Below are 20983 nucleotides of genomic sequence, written 5' to 3' on the forward strand. Positions count from 1 at the left end.
AGAGGGGACGAAAGACGGGTGGAAACGGGTGTGATTGACCAGTAGTCATTGATAGCAGCTAGGCCAATTGATGCCAGTTGCCAGCGCTAATTAGCTAGTTGCTAGCGTCAATTAGTAGGCGTGTGCGGGTCCCTGGGGAACCGACGGGTGTGCTGCGGCAAGCTGATCGTGAGGAAGAGGTCAGGTGTAATGCTCCTTTGATTTCAGGTGGTATCGCTGAGGGTACGGAGGCTGCGTGAGGCGCGCAAGGCTTCCGGCGAAAGGTAAACTTTGCCCTATGTACGGCGTGCTTACGCAGGGCAAATCCTGAGGAAATGGAAGGTGCTTTACCGTAAAACGCGCCTGTGCGAAGCGAAATATGCCTGGCAGCAAGAGCTGCTGTGTAAAGCTGGCATGTCTGCTATCTGCTCCCCGATGAATCAATGCGTGCTGAGAGCCGATCAACAGGCGTTACCTCCAGATCTGACGATGAAGTTGGCTTTGGCAGGTAACGCCTGATGGTAACTGCTAGCCGCGTGCTATAGGCAGCGCATTTTTAGCACGCGGCTTTTCGTATCGCGTTCCGTATTTCCTCATCAATGTTACGGAAAAATTCCTCTGGGCTGAGGCGCGGATCAACACGGTTGATGAGGTCATCTAGAGCGAACTCGGTTACTTGCGTATTGGTTTTGCGGAATTCTGCGGCGGCGGTGTTCGCAAAGCGTGCGCGGCTTTGGCCTTCAAAGGAGAGCGGATGGGTGACGTATGCTGCGGTGCCGATGCCGAGTTGGTGTGCCAGGTGGGCTGTTTCTATGGCAAGGCTTGTTCCGGTCGGACCGCCACCACCAAAAACGATGATGAATTGGGTTGCGGTGTTCGCGGCTGCTATAAGGTGTCCGCGTTCGGATTCAGTAAGGGTGGTGGGCTCGGTGGGAGCCGCAGATTCGTTTGGTTTACGGTCGAGATAGATGACGGTAAAGCCGTCTTTTTCGAGTGGCTGTGCAATGTTCTTACCGGCACTTCCGGTTGCAATAATGAGTTTCATGGAATGTTTCCTTCTCCTCACGGTCTTATTGACCTAGCTCAGTCAGCCCGCAGGAGGTTGCCGATCGGCAACGCTTACCCCGCGAACCGAACGACGGTAAGCGTTTCAGGATAGCAGAGGGGAAAATCCTGCGCAAGCGTCCTGTTGGTGTGCTCTCTGTAGTGTTAGAAGCCGTGAATGTGCCTACATCATCCTCGGTGTTTAATCAGGGCTAAAGACGCGGGTGCGGTTATGTACGTTCTTTTCTTTATTTATTGCCTCCCCTTTGTGCTCTCAAGGTCTAGCCATCTGGTTTTCCTAACCTGCTAGCGGCTTCCTACTGTTTGGCGTGCGCTAACCGACCAGCCCTCACGGCCTATCTACTCCAAAGCGTCATCAATGCCGAGCTGTGTCCGTCAGTTCATGGTGCGTGGCTAAACGGGGTAACAGCCCGATGTTTTGTATGAATAATGTTCCTATGTAATCGGCTATTTCTCATGTTTGGTATAGGTGTTAGCAGCCATCCGCACGCTCGAACGAGATAACGCTGGGGAGGCGTCAGCGCTATTTCCCGAGAAAATCCTGAATGCGTTTTCTGCGCAATTGGATTCGTCTCGTCATCTCGCCAATGAGTTCGTACCAGTCTTCGCGACTTTGAGGACGCGGAGATTCTACGCTGTGACCAGGAAGTAACTTCGCTGCCAGTCTTCCGTCTTTTTCTGCCAGCCAATCATCCAAAAATAGATTGTTAGGATCCTTAGAAATCATCTCCCGCATAAGATCTGCCAGATGTATTCGCTGTTCCTTGGACGTTTCCCCGAGAAAGGCGCAGTTATTCTCGATGAAGTGATACGTTGATAAATCCCAATAATCGTCGGTTTTCCACGGTATGCTTCTTCTCGTATTGAAACCATTGGGCACAATCACCAAATTTGCCAGCGTATAGGCTTCCCGAATGAATTCAGCTAGCGGCTCGATGTACTCTGCCGTCGCAAAACCGTATTCTTCATCGTAAAAATGTTCGTTGATAAAATCCCATCGCCAATTACTATCACCAGGCCATAATCTCATGGCTCTCCGGTATGTGGTGGCGATGGAGCACATCCAGTCCCCTTGAACCACTATCTGCCCAGCGGCATTTCTTGGGGAATCCTTAGGGTCCTCTCTTTTGACGCACTTATATGTGGGGTTCTTAAGCCAAAGCTGATAATAAAAATCCCATGCGTATGCGCCACCGTCTGAATCCTGATGAGGGCATCCAAAAAATCCAGTAGTGCTATCTGGTCGGCAATCGCATGTGGTAGGCAGCGGGGCATAATATTCGAGCCATGCTTTCACATGCGCTGTTCCAGGTTTTTGCTCATCCAATTCCGGATTCGCGCTAATGAGGAAGGTGTGAAGATCAAATACTGTTTGCATGGTTTTCCTTAATCGAGGTTGTACGCGTGAGGCGGTATGTCGGCGTTGTGTAGGAGGATTTTGCGCAGCTATACGGTGATTTCGATGTGGTTGCCCTCGGCGTCGAGGATCACTGATTCGTAGTAGCCATCGCCGGTTGTTCGTGGAGCGCTTTCTAGCCGGTATCCGGCTGCCGTGAGTTGGCGAGTTTTCTCATCTACAGCTTCGCGGCTACCGACGCTAAAAGCGATGTGGTGGTATCCCAATCCCTGCCCGCTAGCCGAGCTATTGCGATTGTCATTGTGCATAATTTCAAGACGTGGTCCGTCGGAAAAAGTTATGAAGTACGACGAAAAGCCAGTGCGCTCGTTGACGTATCTGTTATTGGATGTGCCGTCGAAATATCGCACAAAGAATTCTCGTGCTCGCTCAAGATCTGCAACGTACACGGCGATGTGTTCAACCTTCATGCAACCACTTTAGACCAGGGGGGGGTGAGGGCAATAGAGGGCAATAGGAATAACAGAGAAAGGCAGGAAGAAAAACGAAAGAGCGCCGGAGAATGAAAACTTCACCAACCGTCGGGCAATCTCCGCGCATGGTTATCTTCGCTATCGCTTATGATGACTCTATGGGAATACCGGGAAGTGAGGAAGTGGCTCTGAGTCGGCCTCGCGCAATATATGCCTGGATGCGCTGCCACGGGTGGCTATTTCGGCCGTTGTTACTGCTTGCCGTACTTATCACCTTAGGGGTCGTGACCTTCTTCCTGTTCGATGCCCTGGAGCCAGGCTCGTATCCGGCTGAAATCAATTCCGCGATTATCGGATCTCTCGTCACTGTTTTTATCGCGTTCAGCGTCGCCATTGTTGCGCTCTGGTCGCAGTTCGCCCAGCGTCATGACGCGAGAAGGCTGGAGCGTGTTCGCCGTGATTCTCGGCAGCGTCGAGCCATTCAAGTGGGGCGTATGCGGATTCCAGATATTATCGCTATCCGTTCGGCACGTAAAGGCGTTGATCTGCGCGAGATTTGCCCGATTGAATGGCATTGGAATCCAGACCCTCGACCGTTATCAGATGATGCCCGACGTGAAGTTGAGGCTGTGCTGCCGTCGTTGCAAGAAAAAGCGGAGAAAAGAGGTGTCGTTCTGACGAATGGCCCGCGTGTTGATTTAGTTCGTGCGATTCCTTTTATGAAGACATCCACCCAAGAAGTAAAGGCGGGTGGGCGCAAAGATCTTGCGGGCTTACGGTTAGAGGTTTCCTCTGGAGAGTATTTCGATTTTGTTTCGACGGCGGCGCGCCTGGAAGCGAAGGCAGCGGCTGGCGAAGGTACCGTGCGCGAATTTCTCAACGTGCACATCGATTGTATTGAAGAGATCCATCGCTTGCCTTTCCTGGCTTCGATGGGGTCGGGAACTGTTGTGCTGACGAAAGATCAGCAGCTTGTTGTGGGGATACGAGGAAATACTTACATTGCCAGTGGTGCTCGTTCTGGGGATTACGCGGTTGATAGCCCGAGGAAGGTTCATTTCATTGCGGAGGGGATGCTTCCTGACGATATCAGCACAGCGGATGATCCAAGCGAGATTGCTTCGCGCAGAGGCTTAGAAGAGGAACTAAATATTGGGTTAACTCGGGGCTGTACGGGTCGGGTTGTTGAGCATGCGGCGACGGGATTTTTTCTCGACACATTGCGGATGCAGCCCTGTTTTTCGTATTTTGCACAGATTGATCAGACCTTTGACGAGCTGCACACCTGTCATGTGATGGCGCCAGATTCGTGGGAAGCCTCGAATTTGGTGGCGTTACCGTTTTCGCTGGAACGCCGCGATATGCGGCAGTTATTGCTCGGAAGCCATCCTGATTATGAGTTGGCGTCGAATCACGCTGCCGCAATGTTGTGGTTTGCGCTCATCTATCGTTTTGGTTTTACTGCTGTACGCGACTATCTGACGACGCCGTTCTTGTTAGAGAAGTGAGAAGTGCCCGAGCTGTAATGCTGTGTTCCCTGCGGGTATTTTGGCGGTTTGCGGTCGGCTGGTAGGCGGGTTGGTAGCGCGTATCTTGCCTGAGATCTGTTCCGATGGGAATTGCTCCATTTTGCGTGCTGTCGCCTAACGCTCTGTGCTGTTATCGGGATCTTTTCGGTTTATGCCGAACCCCATGCTGCGCTTTGTTGTCGGCAAGCCGAGATGCAATGTGCTCTTGCTGTTTGAGTAGCTGGTTTGTAGTAGATCTTCAGTTGATTCGGGTGCAGGATTGGAGGGGATTAAGGAAATGTCCTTTTGTTTTAAGACGGATCTGGGCGGGATATAATCAAATTGGCTGTATTCCTTAAAGCCGGCGAATAGCTCTTTGCGATGGGAGTTTACTGCATGTCTATCGTCATTACCGAAGAATTTGCTGCGGCTTTAGCACGCTTAAACGCGAGAAAAAGCGTGTTGATTACTGGTAAAGCGGGCACCGGAAAGTCAACGCTACTTCGGGAGTGGATAAATTCAGCCCATAATCGCAATATTCTCGTTACTGCTCCTACAGGTGTGGCAGCGCTAAATATTGACGGGTTCACAATCCATCGTTCTTTCGGGTTTCGCCCTGGGATGTATCCTGATGATCTTGCGGCCGGCGGAGCCTGGAAACCGACATCTCGTATTCGCAAACTACTAAAGACTATAGATGCTCTTGTTGTGGATGAAATTTCCATGGTTCGGGCGGATTTATTTGACATGATGGATCTTGCGTTGCGTGATATACGTGATTCGCAAGTGCCTTTCGGTGGTGTGCAGCTAGTGCTTGTCGGTGATCTGCTCCAGCTTCCACCAATCGTTGACTACAAGGAAGCTCGAGTTTTTGAATCGCGCTGGGAAACGCCGTTTTTCTTTTCATCGCATGTTTTCCGGGAACTTCACGTGCAAAATATCCATCTGACAACGGTATGGCGGCAAGTTGATAGTCAATTTCTGGAAATCCTCAATCAAGTTCGTGAGGGGAATGTTGGTGAATCTGCGCTTGAGGTGCTAAATCAGCGGGTGGATCCGAACTTCCAGGCCCCTGACGGGTGGGTTACGCTTGCCTCCCGCCGTAACAGAGTGGCTCTTATTAATGAGTCTCGTCTTGACGAACTTGACACTCGCCAATTTACGTCGCAGGCCCGTTATACCGGCAAATTTGATAGTGATTCCTTCCGTAGCGGTAAGTTCGGTAGCAATTCCTTTCCTGGCTCAGAAGAGCTGACCTATGCGGTTGGCGCTCGTGTTATGACGATTAGGAATGACGAAGATGGTCGCTTCGTTAATGGCAGTTTTGGCACTATTACTCGCGCTACTATGCATCGCATTACCGTCCGTCTCGATCACAGTGGTGAGGAAGTCGAACTTGGGAAACATACGTGGGAAATTAAAGAACCCACAGTCACTGGAGGCATGCTCAGCAGTGAAATTATCGGCACAGTTACGCAGTTTCCCGTCATTCTTGCCTGGGCGATTACTATCCACAAGGCGCAGGGTAAAACAATTCCGAAGCTATTTATTGACCTTTCTGGTGGAACGAGGACGGAAGGGCAGTTCTATGTGGCGTTATCGCGGGCGGTAGATCTGGAGAATGTTCGGTTCAGCGCTCCGGTTAAAACCGCTCATATCCGTGCGAATAATAGCTTGGTGCGCCAGATTCGTCGGGAGGTTGAGACGGGTGAATCAACTGATCGTCTAGTTCTGATGTCTTTTGATGGGGTAGATTTTGGGATCAGTAACCACCTGGCCCGTGTGCACGTTATCGTGCTGGAACGCGGAGAAACGGTTGCAGAGTTTGGGTCCTGGATCAATCCGATGGCAGATCTGGGTGATTTTGGCGAACGGAATAATATTCCGGTTGGCGGTTTAGCGCTTGCCCCTGCTCTGGGAGATTTCTGGCCGTTGCTGTTGCGCCAATCTGCCGGTGCGCTTGTTATTGCGGATGGTCTGCCGATGGTGGAGCGAGCGGTTCGTCATCAAGAAAAAGGCATGGATCTCGCACTTGGGCATGGATATGACGCATCTGAGCTGGATATTGACGTCTCTGGTGAGGATGTGATGCAACGGTGCCGAAGTATTAGAGATGCTCTGATCCGTAAACAGCAGTTTTCCGCGTATGGGCATCTTGTTCCTCCGGCGGCTCAGGATACTGAGGGTGCGGTATTTATTCCGTCTTGGGCTCCACCAAGCCCTATGGTGTTAGATCCTCAGCGGGCAACGGCATCGGATCGAGCCTGGGCGGCTTATTCTGGCGGTGAGACTGAGAACCAGGATCGAGATGAGCTTGTTGAAACTGCAGAATTGCTCTCGGCATGGGCGCTATCGAGAGGGTCATGGACGGCGGAAGAACTGGCGGACGTGCGCCAGCGTGCGGCCCGTGCCGGTGTGACTCATCTGGACCTGCCGAATGTTGAGAAGCCGGACGGTAAAGTTGGAGAGCTTTTAGCTCCTGGAACTCGCGTCGCGTTTACGGGGGTTAGGGATCTTATTGGTGGATTTGACGATGATCAACTCAAGCAGATCTGTTCGGAAAGAGGATTGACCTATGCGGCGGGAGTTTCCCGGACGCGCTGTGACGTTTTGGTGGCCTGTGATCGTGCGTCTATGTCGCGAAAAGCTCAGAATGCGCGAGAGTATGGGAAACCGATCGTCACGTGGGAGGTATTTGAGGAATGGTGCGCCTCGGCAGGGTCTGTGCCGTCTGAACCGATGACGGTGTTGCCGCAGGAGCAGATAGAAGAAGCGGAGGTAGTGCGCGAGCTGCCGGTGTGTGACGATTTGCGAAATTCTACGGTGGAGGTCAAGGCTAAGGCAGAAGTTGTGGAAAAGGCGGAAGAGCCAAAGATGACGGAGCCTGTGCGTTGGGAAACCCCGGAAGAGTTCCTTAAAGAAGGGATTCGAGTGGCTTTCCGTGGCTCAACCATTATTGGAAACAAGCTGTATCCACACGGTGAAGCCTTACAGAATGTTTGCGTCAGCCTTGGGATTGAGTATAAACAAGCTGTAACAAAGACCCGTTGTGATCTTCTGGTAACAGACTCTGCTGAGGGTAGTGACGGAAAGATGAAACTGGCACGTCGCTACGGTACTCCGCTGATGCGTCAGGCGGATTTTAGCCGCTGGGCAACTAAACAGCTTGATGATGAAACCAATGTCGATAATGCGTTTGACAACGCAGGTGGCGTTTCACCGGCACGTCTTGACGAGGAGATTGTTGACGATGTTGATCGCGGTGATGTGCGAGAGGTATCGTGCGATGGGGTGCACGGTTCGGAGTTGAACTCAGCCTCTTTCTCTCCTTCTCGGCGCGGGGCGCCTCCTGCTTATATGCCACCTATTAGTCCGGTATCGTCGCCATCTTATGACGAGAAGGTAAACTCCTTTCGTGATCCGGCGATCTCAGGATTATCCAATGCGGCGTGGCTTAATTGTGGTGGAGTGAGTGTGCCATCGTTGGAAGCAAGCGGGCGTGAAGAATTAGAAACGGGTGTGCCTGGCAATCTGAAAACAGGTAAATCTGGCGATGAGGCAGTGCGGAAATGTAAAAAATACGCTAAGTATGCTCTCATTGTATTTCTGCTGATACTGCCGGTTGCGGGGTTGGCGCCGAAGTTACCTGTGTTAAATAATGTCGGAGCCGTCATGGTACTTGTATGGTTTATATTCCTTGGGTTTATGACGTACTTTGGCATTATTGCACTGATTGCTCGAAGGAAAGAGAAAAGATTGCAAAGGTAGCTGTTAGCTTATGCGCAACAGCGGTACGCGCTCGCTGGCACGGTAAATTACGGGTACGAGAGGCGTGGAATCTGTGGGATAACTCAGCTCGTGGCTTTTTCATACAAGGTAAACAGGTGGGCGACGATCTCCTCTTCGCTGCAGTCTGCGGGCAGACCGTAGGCACGTTCCACCGCGGCGTCGAGGGCTTTATGTGCCTGAGTGAGCTCTGGGTAGAGCCAGTCGTTATCGGGATCGTAGAGGTCAGCTAAGGTGGCGTCGGGGTATTGGGCGCGGGCATCCAGCACGGCTTGTGCGGCTGTTTCGATAGCTGAGCGCTGGGCATCGGTCGGCGTCGGCCAGACGAGGGTGTTATATATGATGGTGTTGGCGTAGCTATAGTCACTTTTTAATCGGCCTCCTACGGTTCGCATCCAGGCATTATGTACGCGGGACATTAAGGCCCCGAACACGTATAGAGAATCCGACATAACAAAATACAGCTTGTCACCAGGGATCATACCGTTGGTTACGAAACCCATTGGAATATAACGCCGACGCTCAGAGGAAACTTTTGGAACCCCAATATATGTGCCATTACCTTGGTATCGGATTTCATCGAAGAGCCATGGGGTAGCTGCTTTTTTCTGAGTGGCGACTTTTGAAGACTGTAAGCGCATTTCTCGCACACCTTCAACGCGCGCCCGTGTAAGAGGCAAATCTTTCAGGTGATGAGGTGGGCAATCGACTAGCCACAAACAATAGCGAGGGATTCCCTTAATAAATTCTTCACCCATGGAAAACGGTTTTATCCACTGGGCTGCTGCTGGTTCAGCCTTGATTAGTTCGTCTCGTTCGGCTTGAGATAATAAAAGATTTCCGGCATCGGTGGGTTGGTTTCCACGGTTCATGTTTACGGGAGCACTTAGTGGTTTGCTTCGTTTGGAAATAAATACATTGGGAGCAGGCGCTAAATAGGCATTGATATTTGCGGAGTGCTCAATCGTGACTTCACCGTCTTTGCTATGGCTAAACAATATCTTTGTTTCACGCTCTTGATAGCCAAACCCCACAACCACCACATGCACATGCGCGGCGTCGTTAGAGCCATTCGTCCACACAAAGGAGCGATGTGCAAAGTTAATTACCAATCCGTCAGCAAACAGCGGTTTCCACAGCGGCTCTACCTGTTGGCCCTGCGTGATGGAATTAGAAGCAACGAGAGCAGCCTGCACGTTCGTGCCTTTCATATACTCAGCAGCCCGTTTGAACCAGCACGCTACATAATCCAGCACTCCACCGGACTTGCCCATCACCCGCAAACGGTCAGCTTTTTGCTCGGGCGAATGGTTGGAATACCCCACAAACGGCGGGTTGCCAATGATGTAAGTGCATCGGGGGGGGGGTACTATTTTCTGCCAGTCCAGCTCTAAAGCATTACCCTGCACAATATGCGCCGTATCGTGCAAGGGTAAATCTTCAACCACGCCATACACGATAGATTGTGTTTCCGCATTCGCTTGCAGCTCGGCAATCCATAAGGCGGTTTTGGCTACGTTAACCGCAAAATCGTTAATCTCGATGCCATGAAATTGTTGCAGGGAGACTTTTAAGGGCGAATATTCTTCAGAGAGTGCTAGCATGCCTTGATGATTTTGCAGTTCAGAGAGAACTTTGTTTTCCAGTTTTCGCAGTTCAATATAGGTTTCAGTCAAAAAGTTACCCGAACCGCAGGCGGGATCAAAAAACGTCAAGCCAGCGATTTTATCGTGGAAACGCATCAATTGATTACGTCGTTTCGATTCGCTTAACCTGTCAGTATGCAAAATTTCTTTCAACTCATTTTTGAGATCATCTAAAAATAGCGGATCAATCACGCGGTGAATATTCTCCGGTGATGTGTAATGCATACCGCCGGAGCGGCGCGTTTCCGGGTTAAGCGTAGATTCAAACACCCCACCAAACACGGTGGGAGAAATTTGCGACCAGTCCGTGCCTTGGGAAACTTCATTTAATAAAAAGTCCACAATTTCGGCAGTAAAGTTAGGGATCTCCACCTCGGCTTCAAAGAGACCCCCATTCACATACGGAAATTCTTTTAAGGTTTCAGCGGCATAAGGGTCGCGCTGATCGTCTGGAGTTTTTAGATATACGAATAATTCTTTGAGCGCGAGCCGCACCATTGAGGCTGGTAGCGCACGTAAATAGCGATAAAAAGAATCTTTTTTGAACAGCCCTGCATCTTCAGCAAATAATAAAAATACGAGCCGCACGCATAATACGTTTAAGCAATGGCGGGCATGAGCTGAATCGGGGTCTACATATTGTGCACGTAATTTATCGTAAAGCTGGCCGATAAGCCGCCCGGCTTCTACCGACACTTTGGTTTCTCGGCGACGGCGCGCTAGTTGCGGATCGATAAGAAAATCAAGCAAATGTAACTGTTCAGGCAGCTCAGCAAGCGTAAATTCTTCGTAGTTTTGGGCGGGATTATCAGCGTCTAAATTATGAATTCTAAAAGTACCAAAATCACACACAATAATCGTGTTCGGGCGTTCAGAATTACGCAACGAATCTGCATAACGTTTAGCCTGTTCAAACGGGGTAACTAGGGTGCCTTGTCGCAACTCAGGTTTATCTAAATTTACGCCCAGTGACTTTTGTTCCACCACAGTTTTGGCGTCTCGAATAGTTACATCAATAAAACCGCGTGCCGTTGTCGCATTTTCAAAACGCACATTAGTGGTGACGTCTTCCATCCCCACCACATTGCCTAAAAGCTCCAACCAAAAAGATGCGGTATCGCCTTTTTCGTAACCGCGCCCAGCCCACTTTTCGGCAAAGCGCCGGGCGGCTTGCTTTCGCTCTAAAGCGGCCTGTTGCGCCATTTCAACTCCCTGGTTAGTTGGTTGGCAGTTAGCTCTGGCTGGCGAATCGCCGGATACTGCTGCCTGCCGGCAGGATCTTGTGTGTGGAACCTTGCGGTGGCACTACCAATTCTGCCACATGCTACTTTTGCCGGAAAACACTGCCTGGGTTCTTTGGTTTGCTCACATGCCTAACCGCGTCTAATAGATTGCTGACGTATGCCTGGCCTCTTGCCCGCTCTTCTGATGCTGCTAGTCTCGGGCGGGGCGGCTCCTAATGTTATAGGTGGGGCACCTCCTAATGTGCGGGAAGTATCTGAGTATGCGGTGCTATCTCGTATATGCCGGTGTATGCCTGTTTGAAATAATGCGGATATGATCTGGGGAATAGTGCGGATATGATCTGGCTTTGCTTGTGGCAGTCCTGCAAAACGTCGTCCGCCAAAAACTTCTTTGTCAAGAAAGAACCCTTGGAAGCAAGGTATAGAAATCATGCACTCACTGGCTCTTATGTGGGTTTTCGCGAAGGTAACATCCAAGTTTTCGCAGATGTCATATCCAATCTGACTGGCTTTTATTTATGCAGCCAAGAAAGGTCAACTCGTTCTCGTTGCCGCTGGAACGGGGATTTGTGTAGACCTGTTTGGCAATAACCGTCGGACCGCCCATAAAGGTGGGATGTCGGTATTGAGATCGCCATATCTGAGGTGCTTCGCCTATTCGCAGTTTTCCGCGCTATCTCGGCATTTATCCTTATCCGTATTTTCCGTGAGCACCCAACAGGTGAGGCGGCAAATAACCAATTAAATTTACTATCGCCTGCACATATTGCCCGTTAGTATTGGGAGCATGAAACGTCTGTGGTCAACGATGACGGTCGCCTTCGCCGCGACTCTTCTGCCCCTTTCCGCCTTCGCTGCTTCACCAGAGCCCTCGGCAGGTACAGCTTCCCCAACAGACCCTGCCCCCACATCGGCTACTGATCTGACTACGAGATCAACCCCAGTTGCTTTAGCGGCAAACGATAATAACCCGACGCCGGATGCTCTGCGCGCGGCCGATGCCTCAGTTGACGTGCTTGCCATCCAAGACGCCCACGAAGTCGAACAGCGCACCTGGAAAGATGGCAGTAAACACGGAGGGCTTGCACAACTGGCCACAGTTCTCGCTGCCCAGCGCGCCGCCAGCGCCAATACCATCACGGCCTTTGGCGGGGATTTAGCGGGCGGAACCCTGTTTGGCGCGGTCTACCGTGGAGAGCCGTTCGTCGATGCGTTTAATGAACTCAAGTTTGATGTTGCGGGATTCGGGCAGCACGATTTCGATTTCGGACTTGACCACACGATGTCACTTATCGAACGGGCAAAATTCCCGTGGATTAGCTCGAACCTGACGGCAAATGGTAAGCCCCTCAGCCCTGACGGAACGGTCGCAATTGTTGACCGCGGTCTACGGGTGGGTTTCCTATCTATCACCGGAAATATGACGACGACGGCTGCCTCCGCACAAGTGCAGGAGCGCGATTGGGTGCAGGCCAGTAAAGAAGCGGCAGCAGCATTAACCGCTCAGGGAGCTGACGTTATTATCGCGTTGACCCAGCTTAGCAATGACGAAACCCAGGCAATCATGCGGGAGGTGCCACAGATTCATGCTGCGGTTACGGAGGAAACGAGCGGCTCGTCACCGGCAACGCTTACCCAGGTAGATGGGCGCCCGATACTGACGCCGGAGGCTGACTATGGCACAGTGGCGCGGCTGCATATTGTGCGCTCTGCAGGCAAAATTTCGGTAGAGCCGAGCTTTATTCCGGTTGACGGGAACGTCACTCCCGATAGTGTGTGGAGCGCAAAGACTCAGCAGTACATGGATGAGTTGAATCAGCGGCTATCGGAAAAGCTGGGTGTTGCCCCACAGGATATGGCACGCGATGTCGTCGGACCAATTGTTGCCCAGGCATATCGAGAGCATGAGGGCGCCGATTTTGGTTGGCAAAACGGTGGCGGGATTCGTGCGGAAATCCCTGCCGGTGACGTCACCAAGCGAACAGTGCTTTCGGTGTTGCCCTTTGCTAACAGCGTGATTACGATCCGGACGAACGGGGAGCATTTGCGCACCGCTTTGGAGCAGGCTATCGCCTCAGATCCGAAAGGAAATCGCGGATTCCCGCGTCTGGCTGGCTTACGGGCAACGATTGATCTGACCGCCCCAGAAGGCCATCGAGTGACTGCGTTGACGACGGAGGATGGAACGCCGATCTCTCCCATTGGCTCATATACGATCGCTTTGACCCGCTATGTTTATCAGGGCGGGGATAAGGTGACGGCATTCCGAGGTGATGAGATTGTATCGGCGGATCCAGTGTTGGATGCTGAGGCCTTCGAGGCGTATGTGCGCCGCCACGGAACGCTGGTGCCATTGGATAACAATGCAAAGCCCACTCCGGCGCCCGCTCCCTCTCCGGTAAATCCACAACCGGAGAAGCCCTCAAATCCTGCTCCGAATCCGATGACCCCTGGCACTCCAGGTCCGCGCGGATCTAGCTTGGCGGCCACTGGTCTAGCTGGCGGGGAGCTTCTTGTTGGGCTGGCGCTTGTGGCTATCGGTGGCGGATTGTTGCTGATGCGGCGTTATCGTACCTACTGAGACCCCTGCCCCAACGCGGGTAGATAGAGTCTTTGCTTAGGTGGTTAAGGATTCTTAGGCAGATCGGCGTTAAAGCAAAGTATGGTTTGTGGGTGAGTCGAGACGAAAAAGCGGCGATGACGCGGGTGCTCAATAGCTGTTCGGGGCAAAAGATACCAGCCGCCGATCAGGCGCCTGATGTTGAGCCAAATGGTCCTAAGCCTCAGCCCGAGCCTCAGCCGGAACCGACTCCGGTTGTGGAAGCTGCGCCCTCACAGCCGCAGCCACTATATGAACCAGCGCCCGCTTATGAACCGGCTCCGGTTTACGATCCAGCCCCTGCGTATGTGCCCGATCCGGCTCCTGCTCCGACGCGCACATATTATAAGAACTGTACAGAGGCTCGTGAGGCAGGTGCTGCCCCTATCCACATTGGGGAGCCTGGCTATGGAAGCCATCTTGATCGTGATAGAGACGGGATTGCCTGCGAGCCAAAGCCGTAGCTCATTAACGTGATTTCTAAAAGAGACAAGGGTTTATTGATGCGGGTCGCGGCATCAATAGGAGAGCGGCAGGCAGCATGGATAAGCCTGGGCGGTAAGTGCCATAGGTTATCGGTTTGAGGGCGTAAGCAGCACACCCACCCGTTTCCTAATCTCGTAACGCCCCTTGCGTTATCGTGTTACCGATAAGCAACATGGATTATCAACTGAGCTGCGAGTAATTGCCCGTGCCTCTAATCTTGTGTAGTGCGGCTACGCCGTCGATACTCGCGGTGTCATGCTTTAACTGGTATGCGCGTTTAGCCCTACCTTGCGGCTGAGTATTGGATCCCTGCCAGCTTTTCCTAGCATTAAGCGGCGTCCCATACCTTTCCCTGCCATCACAGCGAAAATAGCTTCTTAACAATTCGATAAAATCATTGACTCCTTAAAATCCTATATGATATATCTAATAGCAAATATGTCGATGGTGACATATAGAGCTGGCAAAGGAGACAGACATAAATCTGCAGCGGCTGCTGCGTCATACGCAAAAACTGCTGTGCACAACAAACGAACGACGGATGCTCTCTTCGCGTATCCATGCAAAGCACGCGAAAAGGGGATCGTGATTGGAGAAGTGCTGTGGGTGGATGTACCTGTGAAACTGACCGTCCTCGTCTGGTAATGACGTTAGGCGACCTATCGGGTGTAGGACCTGAATTAGCTATCAAACTGCTATCGAATGAAGAAAATCGTCGGAAAGCCAATATTTACCTCATGGCTTCACCGGCAGAATTACAGCGATTTGCCGACGAGCAAGGCGCAACAATCCCAACTGCCGATCAGTTCGGCGAGGGGAATATCGTGCTCGTCGAATCAAAATATGCCGATCAGCCGGTCGAACGGGGCGTGGCCAGCGTTGCTGGTGGCACTCGCGTCATGAGTGATCTGCTCGATTGCCTAGCGATGTTCAAAGACGGCAAAGTTGATTCCATTATGTTCTTGCCGCTGAACAAATCCGCATTGCATGACGCCGGCATGCACGAAGAAGACGAACTGCGGTGGTTCGCTAAAGAACTCGACTATCATGGCACCACTTCGGAGCTAAATTTCGCCGGTTCGCTGACGACCTCTCGGGTGACCTCGCACTGTGCCATTAAAGAGGTATCCGAGCGGATTAATGCGCGCTCAGTCTATGAGGCGATCCGGCTACTAGACGGCGTGATTCGGGGCAGTGGCGTGGATAATCCTCGGTTGGGCGTCTGCGCATTGAACCCACATGCCGGTGAATCTGGGCAGTTCGGTCGGGAGGAAATCGACCATATTGCGCCCGGTATTGCCTTGGCGCGCAACGAGGGTGTGGACGTGGAAGGTCCATTCCCCTCCGACACGATCTTTATTGCCGCTCGCGACGGTAAATACGATGGCGTGGTCACGATGTATCACGACCAAGGTCAGATCGCGATGAAACTCATGGGTTTTGACGGCGGGGTGACGGTTCAAGGCGGATTGCCCGTTCCTATTGCCACTCCGGCACATGGCACGGCATACAACATCGTCGGGCAAAACAAAGCGAGTGTTGGTCCGTCCCAGCGGGCTTTCGATATTGCTGTTTCCTTGGGCAAGCGCACAATGGAAGAACGTAAGGCTGCGCAATGAGTACCACGACGTCAGATAATTCTGTGGTAGATGATCGCTCTGATCGCCCAGCCCCGACGCGGAAATTCGATGTCGGCGAATGGGTTGTCAAATGTGTTTTCCTCGGAGTGGGAATCGCCGTCCTCATTGCCGGGCTAGGCTACGGACTGCAAGATAAAAACGGTCTGGTTGGCCCGGGGCTTATGCCTTTCGCTGCTGGGTTAGTGACGGTAGTGGCATCGATGTGGGATATGGCGAGATCTTTGCGTGCTCCGGTTGCCGCGGTGGCAAGCGAAGAGCCTACAGCCGCAACAACAGATGGGTTTTGGGCAAAGTATGCGAACGTCATTAAAGTATTCCTCGCCCTTTTCCTTACTCTCGTTCTCTGCCGGTTTATCGGCCTACTGTTATCGCTATGCCTGATGGTTGCCGGATTGATCGTCCTGGTTGAGAAGCGCCCCTGGTGGCAAGGGGTGATTGCTGGCGTTATTGCTTTCCTTTTCGGCTATGGCGTCTTTGTACTCGTCCTCGATGTGCCGCTTCCAACCGGCATGCTTGATCTGGTTTAAGGAGGGCAGCTCATGCTTGACAACATTATTTTGGGATTCCAGACTTCGCTTACTCCCGATAATTTGCTGTGGTGTTTTATCGGTGTGGCGCTGGGTACCGTCATCGGCATGCTGCCTGGTTTGGGTGCGACGACGGGCGTTGCCGTATTGTTGCCATTGACCCTGAGCATGGAGCCAGTAACGGCGCTCATCATGCTTGCCGGTATTTACTATGGATGCCAATATGGCGGTACTATTGCGGCGGTCCTTATCGCCACCCCAGGCGACGCGAATGCGGTGGCTACCGTTATAGACGGCTATGCCTTAGCGAGAAAAGGGCAGGCGGGCAAGGCGCTCGCGATTGCCGCAATTGGTTCCTTCATCGCTGCCATCATTTCGCTGGTACTGTTAGTACTCGTTGCCGCTCCGATTGCGACCTTTGCCCTTAAGTTCGGCCCTGCTGAAATGCTGGCCATTATGATTATGGGCTTGCTGACGATCATCTCCTTCTCTGGCGATAATCTCGCTAAAGGTCTGGTTATGGCGGGTCTGGGATTGTTCCTATCCACGATTGGCATGTCCTCAGGCTTTGCACAGTCGCGCTTTGCGTTCGGCAGTGTCAACCTGCTCGGTGGTATTGACTTTGTGGTTGTGATGATCGGCGTCTTTGCCGTCGGTGAAGTTGTGAGCCAGGTCGGTGCTGGTGGGGTAGCGCCAATCCGCACGAGAATGCGCGATATGGTCATTAAGCGACGCGATATTCAAGAGTCGATGCCCTCGATTTTGCGTGGCTCTGGCTTGGGCTTCCTGTTGGGATGTTTGCCGGGCGCTGGTTCAACGCTTGCCGCTCTCGTCAGCTACGGCGTGGAAAAGCAGACCAGTAAGAATCGTGCAATGTTCGGCAAGGGGGCAATCCAAGGCGTTGCGGCGGCTGAGTCGGCAAATAATGCGGCGGCGAATGCGAACTTCGTGCCTACGTTGGCGCTCGGTGTTCCGGGTGGTACGACGACTGCGGTGTTGCTGGGAGCCTTCGTGATGTATGGCGTCCAGCCGGGACCGCTGCTATTCCAAAATCAGCCGACTTTGGTGTGGGGCTTGTTGACGTCATTCTTCATCGGTAATGTCATCTTGCTGATCCTGAACTTGCCGTTAGCTCCGGTATTCGCTCAGGCCTTGCGTTTGAACTACTCGTTCTTGTATCCGGCAATTTTGTTCTTCTCGATGATGGGCGCTTTTGCCGTCGGTAATAATCTGTTTGCTCTATCTATCTTGTTCCTTGCTGGTATCGCCGGATTCTTCTTGAAGAAGTACGACTACCCGACGGCTCCGCTCATTTTGGGTCTGGTTTTAGGGCCGATGGCTGAGCGCGCATTGGTTCAGACGTCCTCGTATGCGAATGGTGATCTGACGATTATCTTCCGTGAACCGCTGGCTGTGGGCATTTTGGTGCTGACCCTGCTCATTATGTTGGTGCCGACGCTGGCTAAGCGAGTGAACTCGATAGGGCGTAAGAAGAAGGCGCGTGCTGGCGCAACTTCTGCGACGGAAAATCCCGCAGTAGAAACTCCTGCGATGGAAACCTCGGCAGAAGATGTCGTGGAAGTTGAGCTAACCAAGGGCGAAATAGCTGATGAGAAGCTTGGTACGAAGAGTGTAGACGGGTGAGGTGTATGTGCGGGATAGCGCAGTGGGCGTGAGCGTGCAGATTCGGCGCTGTGCCTCATAGCGGTGGATCCAGATTCCGGTGCGAGTGCGTCAGCCGTGCTATCCCGTCATCGCCTGATAGTAACCAGAACTAAAAACAACTAAATAATCAACTGTCAATGACGACATATTGAGGAGTGACATCATGATGAAAAAGCGTGCGTATGCGGCTATTGCTGCTGCTGGCCTGCTCGTCGTATCCCTCGGTGGCTGCGGCAAATCAGGCGGTTCAAGCTCGGAGGGCGGCTCGGATTTCAACCCGGGCAACCGACTGACGATGATTGTGCCGATGGCCCCTGGTGGTGGCTCGGATCTATCTGGCCGAGCAATTGCCTCGGGGTTGGAGAAAGTTATCGGTAAGTCGATCTCGGTAGAGAACCATCAAGGCGGCGGTGGCGCGGTTGGCTACGCCGGCTTCATGGGTAACGAGGGCAATGCCTCGTATTTGCTAGCAACGGAGACGGCGCTGGTGAATCTGCCGTTAACGGAGGATGTGCCCTTTACGTGGCGCTCCTTTACCCCGATTATGAAGGTTGGGCAGGATTCGACGATTATGGTCGTGCCGAAAGCTGCTAAATATGCCACCTGTGCTGACGTGGTGAGCGTAGCGAAGTCGGGAGCTGTTAAGGTTGCCGTTTCTGGTGGCGTGACGGGTAATGACGCAATCCAGTTCGGCTTGATTGAGAAGGATCAAAAGGTTCAGTTCCAGCGGGTGCCGTATGAATCCGGTGGAGAAGCTATCGCGGCGGCGCTCGGCGGGCATGTTGATGTGGCGCTGACGAACCCGAGTGAGGTTATGGGTCAGTTGCAGTCCGGTGATCTCAAGCCTTTGTGTGTTATCGCTGATAAGCGTTATGACTATGAGGAATTGAAGGACATTCCGACGACGATTGAGCAGGGGATTAACGTGACTTTCGCTCAGTTCCGCGGTGTTATTGCGCCGGGCGGTATCAGTGATGAGGCTAAGGCCTACTGGATCGACGCGGCGAAGAAGTACGCTGAGTCGGATTCTTTCAAGGAGTACATGTCCTCGAACTATATGCAGACCGACCCGCTATTCGGTGATGATTTCGTCAAATATTTAGAAAAGTACGAGGCGGATCTCAAGGCTGGTTTGGGGGAGGCGAAGTAGCTTCCTGATATATGGCCTAGTTGTTTTGTGCTGATGGAGGGGGTGCGCCTGCGGGTGTGCCCCCTCTTTTTGCGTGTTGGGTTTGTATAGCCAGTTGTGTGTTGGGTTTGGTTGTAGTAGCCAGCACGAGCTTTGGGTGATACCTCGCCTTGATATGTGCCGTTGTGTTGTGGGTAAGTATGTGCCTCGTACGTCGATTTCGGTGAGATGTCATCAGTTGGGGCGCCGTCAGTTATCGTGCTTTTAGGGCTCTATATCTCGTATTCCTTGTGCGTTGATGTTAGTAAACTGTCAAAGTATGTAGGCAGGGCTTCCAGCTTATCTTGCACCTAGGTGACTTCTCTCGATGTTTTTCAGTTTTTAATGTCAGATTATTGACACGCCGGTCTAATGGGGTTATATTACTAACAATTAGTACTGAATAAGTTACTAATTTTTCATCAGCGTCGATGTGTTACATAAAAATAAGAGGTCGCCAATGTCTGCCGTACTTACTATCTGCGCCATAATGGGCGTTATCGCTGCCGGATATTTCTTAATTAAAGGTCACAAGCCAGTCATCGTCTTGCTACTTACTGGCATTATCCTGACGGCAGTTTCCGTCATTGCTAAACCGGATCTGCAACTCCTCGACGAGAAAGCGACTTCTGGCTCTCGTTTCTTTGATATTTTCACCCTCTTTGAAAAGGTGGCTGGTAGTCAACTTACTGGTGTAGGTCTGATTATTATGGCAGCAGGCGGTTTCTCGGCATATATGAATAAAATCGGCGCCTCGCGCGCCCTGGTATCAGTAGCAGCTCGACCGATTGCGAAAATACATAAACCTTATCTGCTACTGATGGTTGCCTACCTACTCGGGCAGGTGCTCTTCATGGTTATCCCCTCCGCCGCCGGGCTGGCAATCCTCCTGCTGGTTCTTCTGGTACCTATTCTGACCGAAGCAGGCGTGACCCCAGCCGCCGCTGCCGCAGTCATTGCGACCTCCTCAGGCCTGCCAATGGGGCCAGCTACCGGAACGACGGTTCTCGCAGCCGACACTGCCAAGATGTCCCCCGTCGTGTACTTCACCCAAAATCAGCTTCTTGTTGCCGTTCCTGCCATGATCGCCGTGATGTTGACCCACTACTTCACCCAACGCTATTTCGACCGAAAAGGCACAGAGGTGTATCAAACCCCGGTGCTGAAAAAGCAAGCCCCGAAAAATATTGCGCCGCGCTACTACGCGCTGTTCCTGGTTTTGCCCATCGCTATGCTCGTCATTTTTAGCCCGCTGACGAACGACAATATTGAGCTATCGACGGTGACGGCTTTCTTTATTACCTGGCTATTGGCCGTTATCGTGGAGTTGATTCGCCGACGTGAATCGGCGGTACTGGCAGAATCCACAGAATTCTTCAGCGGAATGGGCTCAATGTTTGCGTCGGTGGTGTCCTTGATTATCGCAGCGCAGATATTTGCTCAGGGAATAACCCATACTGGTGTTATTGCGCACCTCATTGAAGCTACCTCAAAAGTGGGTGCCGGAATGGTGATCGTGACGATCCTCTTTACCCTTATCGTTGGTATCGTGACGTTCTTGACGGGATCCGGTGTTGGAGCATTTTCTGCTTTTGCCAAGCTCGCTCCCGATGTTTCTGCCGGATTAGGCGGATCGACGGCAGCTCTCGTCACCCCAATGCAGTTTGCCAGCGGGCTATTCCGATCATTTTCTCCGATAGCAGGAGTCGTTATTGCTGTTGCTGGTGGCGTCGGAATTTCTCCCATTGCACTCGTTAAGCGCACACTTGCGCCAATGCTCGTTGGGATTATCGTCATGCTGGCAGCCTCCTTGATCCTGCTCTAATTACTCCAAACGCAA

At 52.2% G+C, this 20983-nt stretch carries 14 protein-coding genes; 10 read left to right on the top strand and 4 right to left on the bottom strand.

Features of this window, described 5'->3' with window-relative positions; translation table 11 throughout:
* Positions 1-321: 321 nt before the first annotated feature.
* A complete protein-coding gene (locus ACLHIL_RS03940) occupies positions 322-498 on the top strand; it encodes a hypothetical protein (protein WP_411296649.1) in 177 nt (58 codons plus the stop codon).
* Between the two features lie 37 nt (positions 499-535).
* Here the strand turns inward: ACLHIL_RS03940 and ACLHIL_RS03945 are convergent, their stop codons facing one another.
* From ACLHIL_RS03945 to ACLHIL_RS03955, 3 genes are all read right to left on the bottom strand, one after another.
* Complete coding sequence (locus ACLHIL_RS03945) at positions 536-1024, bottom strand: hypothetical protein (RefSeq protein ID WP_411296650.1); 489 nt, start codon at positions 1022-1024, stop codon at positions 536-538.
* A 543-nt stretch (positions 1025-1567) separates the two neighbouring features.
* Positions 1568-2422, bottom strand: coding sequence for a hypothetical protein (locus ACLHIL_RS03950; protein WP_411296651.1), 855 nt, complete (start codon positions 2420-2422; stop codon positions 1568-1570).
* Between the two features lie 68 nt (positions 2423-2490).
* Positions 2491-2871 (bottom strand): VOC family protein, encoded by a 381-nt coding sequence (locus ACLHIL_RS03955; RefSeq protein WP_411296652.1) that lies wholly within the window; start codon positions 2869-2871, stop codon positions 2491-2493.
* A 92-nt stretch (positions 2872-2963) separates the two neighbouring features.
* On the opposite strand from ACLHIL_RS03955, the gene ACLHIL_RS03960 reads away from it, so the two are divergent.
* The gene (locus ACLHIL_RS03960) at positions 2964-4382 is read left to right on the top strand and encodes a hypothetical protein (protein ID WP_411296653.1); all 1419 of its coding nucleotides are present in this window, start codon (positions 2964-2966) and stop codon (positions 4380-4382) included.
* Positions 4383-4778: 396 nt separating this feature from the next.
* Entirely contained in the window at positions 4779-8150 is a 3372-nt protein-coding gene (locus ACLHIL_RS03965; RefSeq protein ID WP_411296654.1) for an AAA family ATPase, read from the top strand.
* Between the two features lie 83 nt (positions 8151-8233).
* Here the strand turns inward: ACLHIL_RS03965 and ACLHIL_RS03970 are convergent, their stop codons facing one another.
* Complete coding sequence (locus tag ACLHIL_RS03970; RefSeq protein ID WP_411296655.1) at positions 8234-11017, bottom strand: class I SAM-dependent DNA methyltransferase; 2784 nt, start codon at positions 11015-11017, stop codon at positions 8234-8236.
* Positions 11018-11845: 828 nt separating this feature from the next.
* Between ACLHIL_RS03970 and ACLHIL_RS03975 the strand changes: the two genes are divergently transcribed.
* From ACLHIL_RS03975 to dcuC, 7 genes are all read left to right on the top strand, one after another.
* Positions 11846-13639, top strand: coding sequence for a 5'-nucleotidase C-terminal domain-containing protein (locus ACLHIL_RS03975; protein WP_411296656.1), 1794 nt, complete (start codon positions 11846-11848; stop codon positions 13637-13639).
* Between the two features lie 92 nt (positions 13640-13731).
* A complete protein-coding gene (locus tag ACLHIL_RS03980) occupies positions 13732-14121 on the top strand; it encodes an excalibur calcium-binding domain-containing protein (RefSeq protein WP_411296657.1) in 390 nt (129 codons plus the stop codon).
* 666 nt (positions 14122-14787) lie between these two features.
* Entirely contained in the window at positions 14788-15762 is a 975-nt protein-coding gene (locus tag ACLHIL_RS03985) for a 4-hydroxythreonine-4-phosphate dehydrogenase PdxA (RefSeq protein ID WP_411296658.1), read from the top strand.
* Positions 15759-16310, top strand: a complete 552-nt coding sequence (locus tag ACLHIL_RS03990; protein ID WP_411296659.1) for a tripartite tricarboxylate transporter TctB family protein — start codon at positions 15759-15761, stop codon at positions 16308-16310. The genes ACLHIL_RS03985 and ACLHIL_RS03990 overlap by 4 nt, the downstream gene beginning before the upstream one ends.
* 12 nt (positions 16311-16322) lie before the next feature.
* On the top strand, positions 16323-17954 hold the full coding sequence (locus ACLHIL_RS03995) for a tripartite tricarboxylate transporter permease (RefSeq protein ID WP_411296660.1): 1632 nt from the start codon (positions 16323-16325) through the stop codon (positions 17952-17954).
* 184 nt (positions 17955-18138) lie between these two features.
* On the top strand, positions 18139-19125 hold the full coding sequence (locus ACLHIL_RS04000; protein WP_411296661.1) for a tripartite tricarboxylate transporter substrate binding protein: 987 nt from the start codon (positions 18139-18141) through the stop codon (positions 19123-19125).
* 478 nt (positions 19126-19603) lie between these two features.
* Positions 19604-20968 carry a C4-dicarboxylate transporter DcuC gene (gene dcuC, locus ACLHIL_RS04005; protein ID WP_411296662.1) on the top strand — a complete coding sequence of 455 codons (1365 nt, stop codon included), beginning with the start codon at positions 19604-19606 and terminating at the stop codon, positions 20966-20968.
* Positions 20969-20983: the final 15 nt, after the last annotated feature.

Origin of the sequence: Trueperella sp. LYQ143, from assembly GCF_046599595.1 — a bacterium.
Lineage (GTDB): Bacteria > Actinomycetota > Actinomycetes > Actinomycetales > Actinomycetaceae > Trueperella.

Bases quoted from the DNA above. Each gene is read 5' to 3' on its own strand.
- ACLHIL_RS03960 (WP_411296653.1), top strand. From the start codon at position 2,964: ATGAAAACTTCACCAACCGTCGGGCAATCTCCGCGCATGGTTATCTTC.
- ACLHIL_RS03970 (WP_411296655.1), bottom strand. From the start codon at position 11,017: ATGGCGCAACAGGCCGCTTTAGAGCGAAAGCAAGCCGCCCGGCGCTTT.
- ACLHIL_RS03955 (WP_411296652.1), bottom strand. From the start codon at position 2,871: ATGAAGGTTGAACACATCGCCGTGTACGTTGCAGATCTTGAGCGAGCA.
- dcuC (WP_411296662.1), top strand. From the start codon at position 19,604: ATGTCTGCCGTACTTACTATCTGCGCCATAATGGGCGTTATCGCTGCC.
- ACLHIL_RS03990 (WP_411296659.1), top strand. From the start codon at position 15,759: ATGAGTACCACGACGTCAGATAATTCTGTGGTAGATGATCGCTCTGAT.
- ACLHIL_RS03995 (WP_411296660.1), top strand. From the start codon at position 16,323: ATGCTTGACAACATTATTTTGGGATTCCAGACTTCGCTTACTCCCGAT.
- ACLHIL_RS03950 (WP_411296651.1), bottom strand. From the start codon at position 2,422: ATGCAAACAGTATTTGATCTTCACACCTTCCTCATTAGCGCGAATCCG.
- ACLHIL_RS04000 (WP_411296661.1), top strand. From the start codon at position 18,139: ATGATGAAAAAGCGTGCGTATGCGGCTATTGCTGCTGCTGGCCTGCTC.
- ACLHIL_RS03965 (WP_411296654.1), top strand. From the start codon at position 4,779: ATGTCTATCGTCATTACCGAAGAATTTGCTGCGGCTTTAGCACGCTTA.
- ACLHIL_RS03945 (WP_411296650.1), bottom strand. From the start codon at position 1,024: ATGAAACTCATTATTGCAACCGGAAGTGCCGGTAAGAACATTGCACAG.
- ACLHIL_RS03985 (WP_411296658.1), top strand. From the start codon at position 14,788: ATGACGTTAGGCGACCTATCGGGTGTAGGACCTGAATTAGCTATCAAA.
- ACLHIL_RS03975 (WP_411296656.1), top strand. From the start codon at position 11,846: ATGAAACGTCTGTGGTCAACGATGACGGTCGCCTTCGCCGCGACTCTT.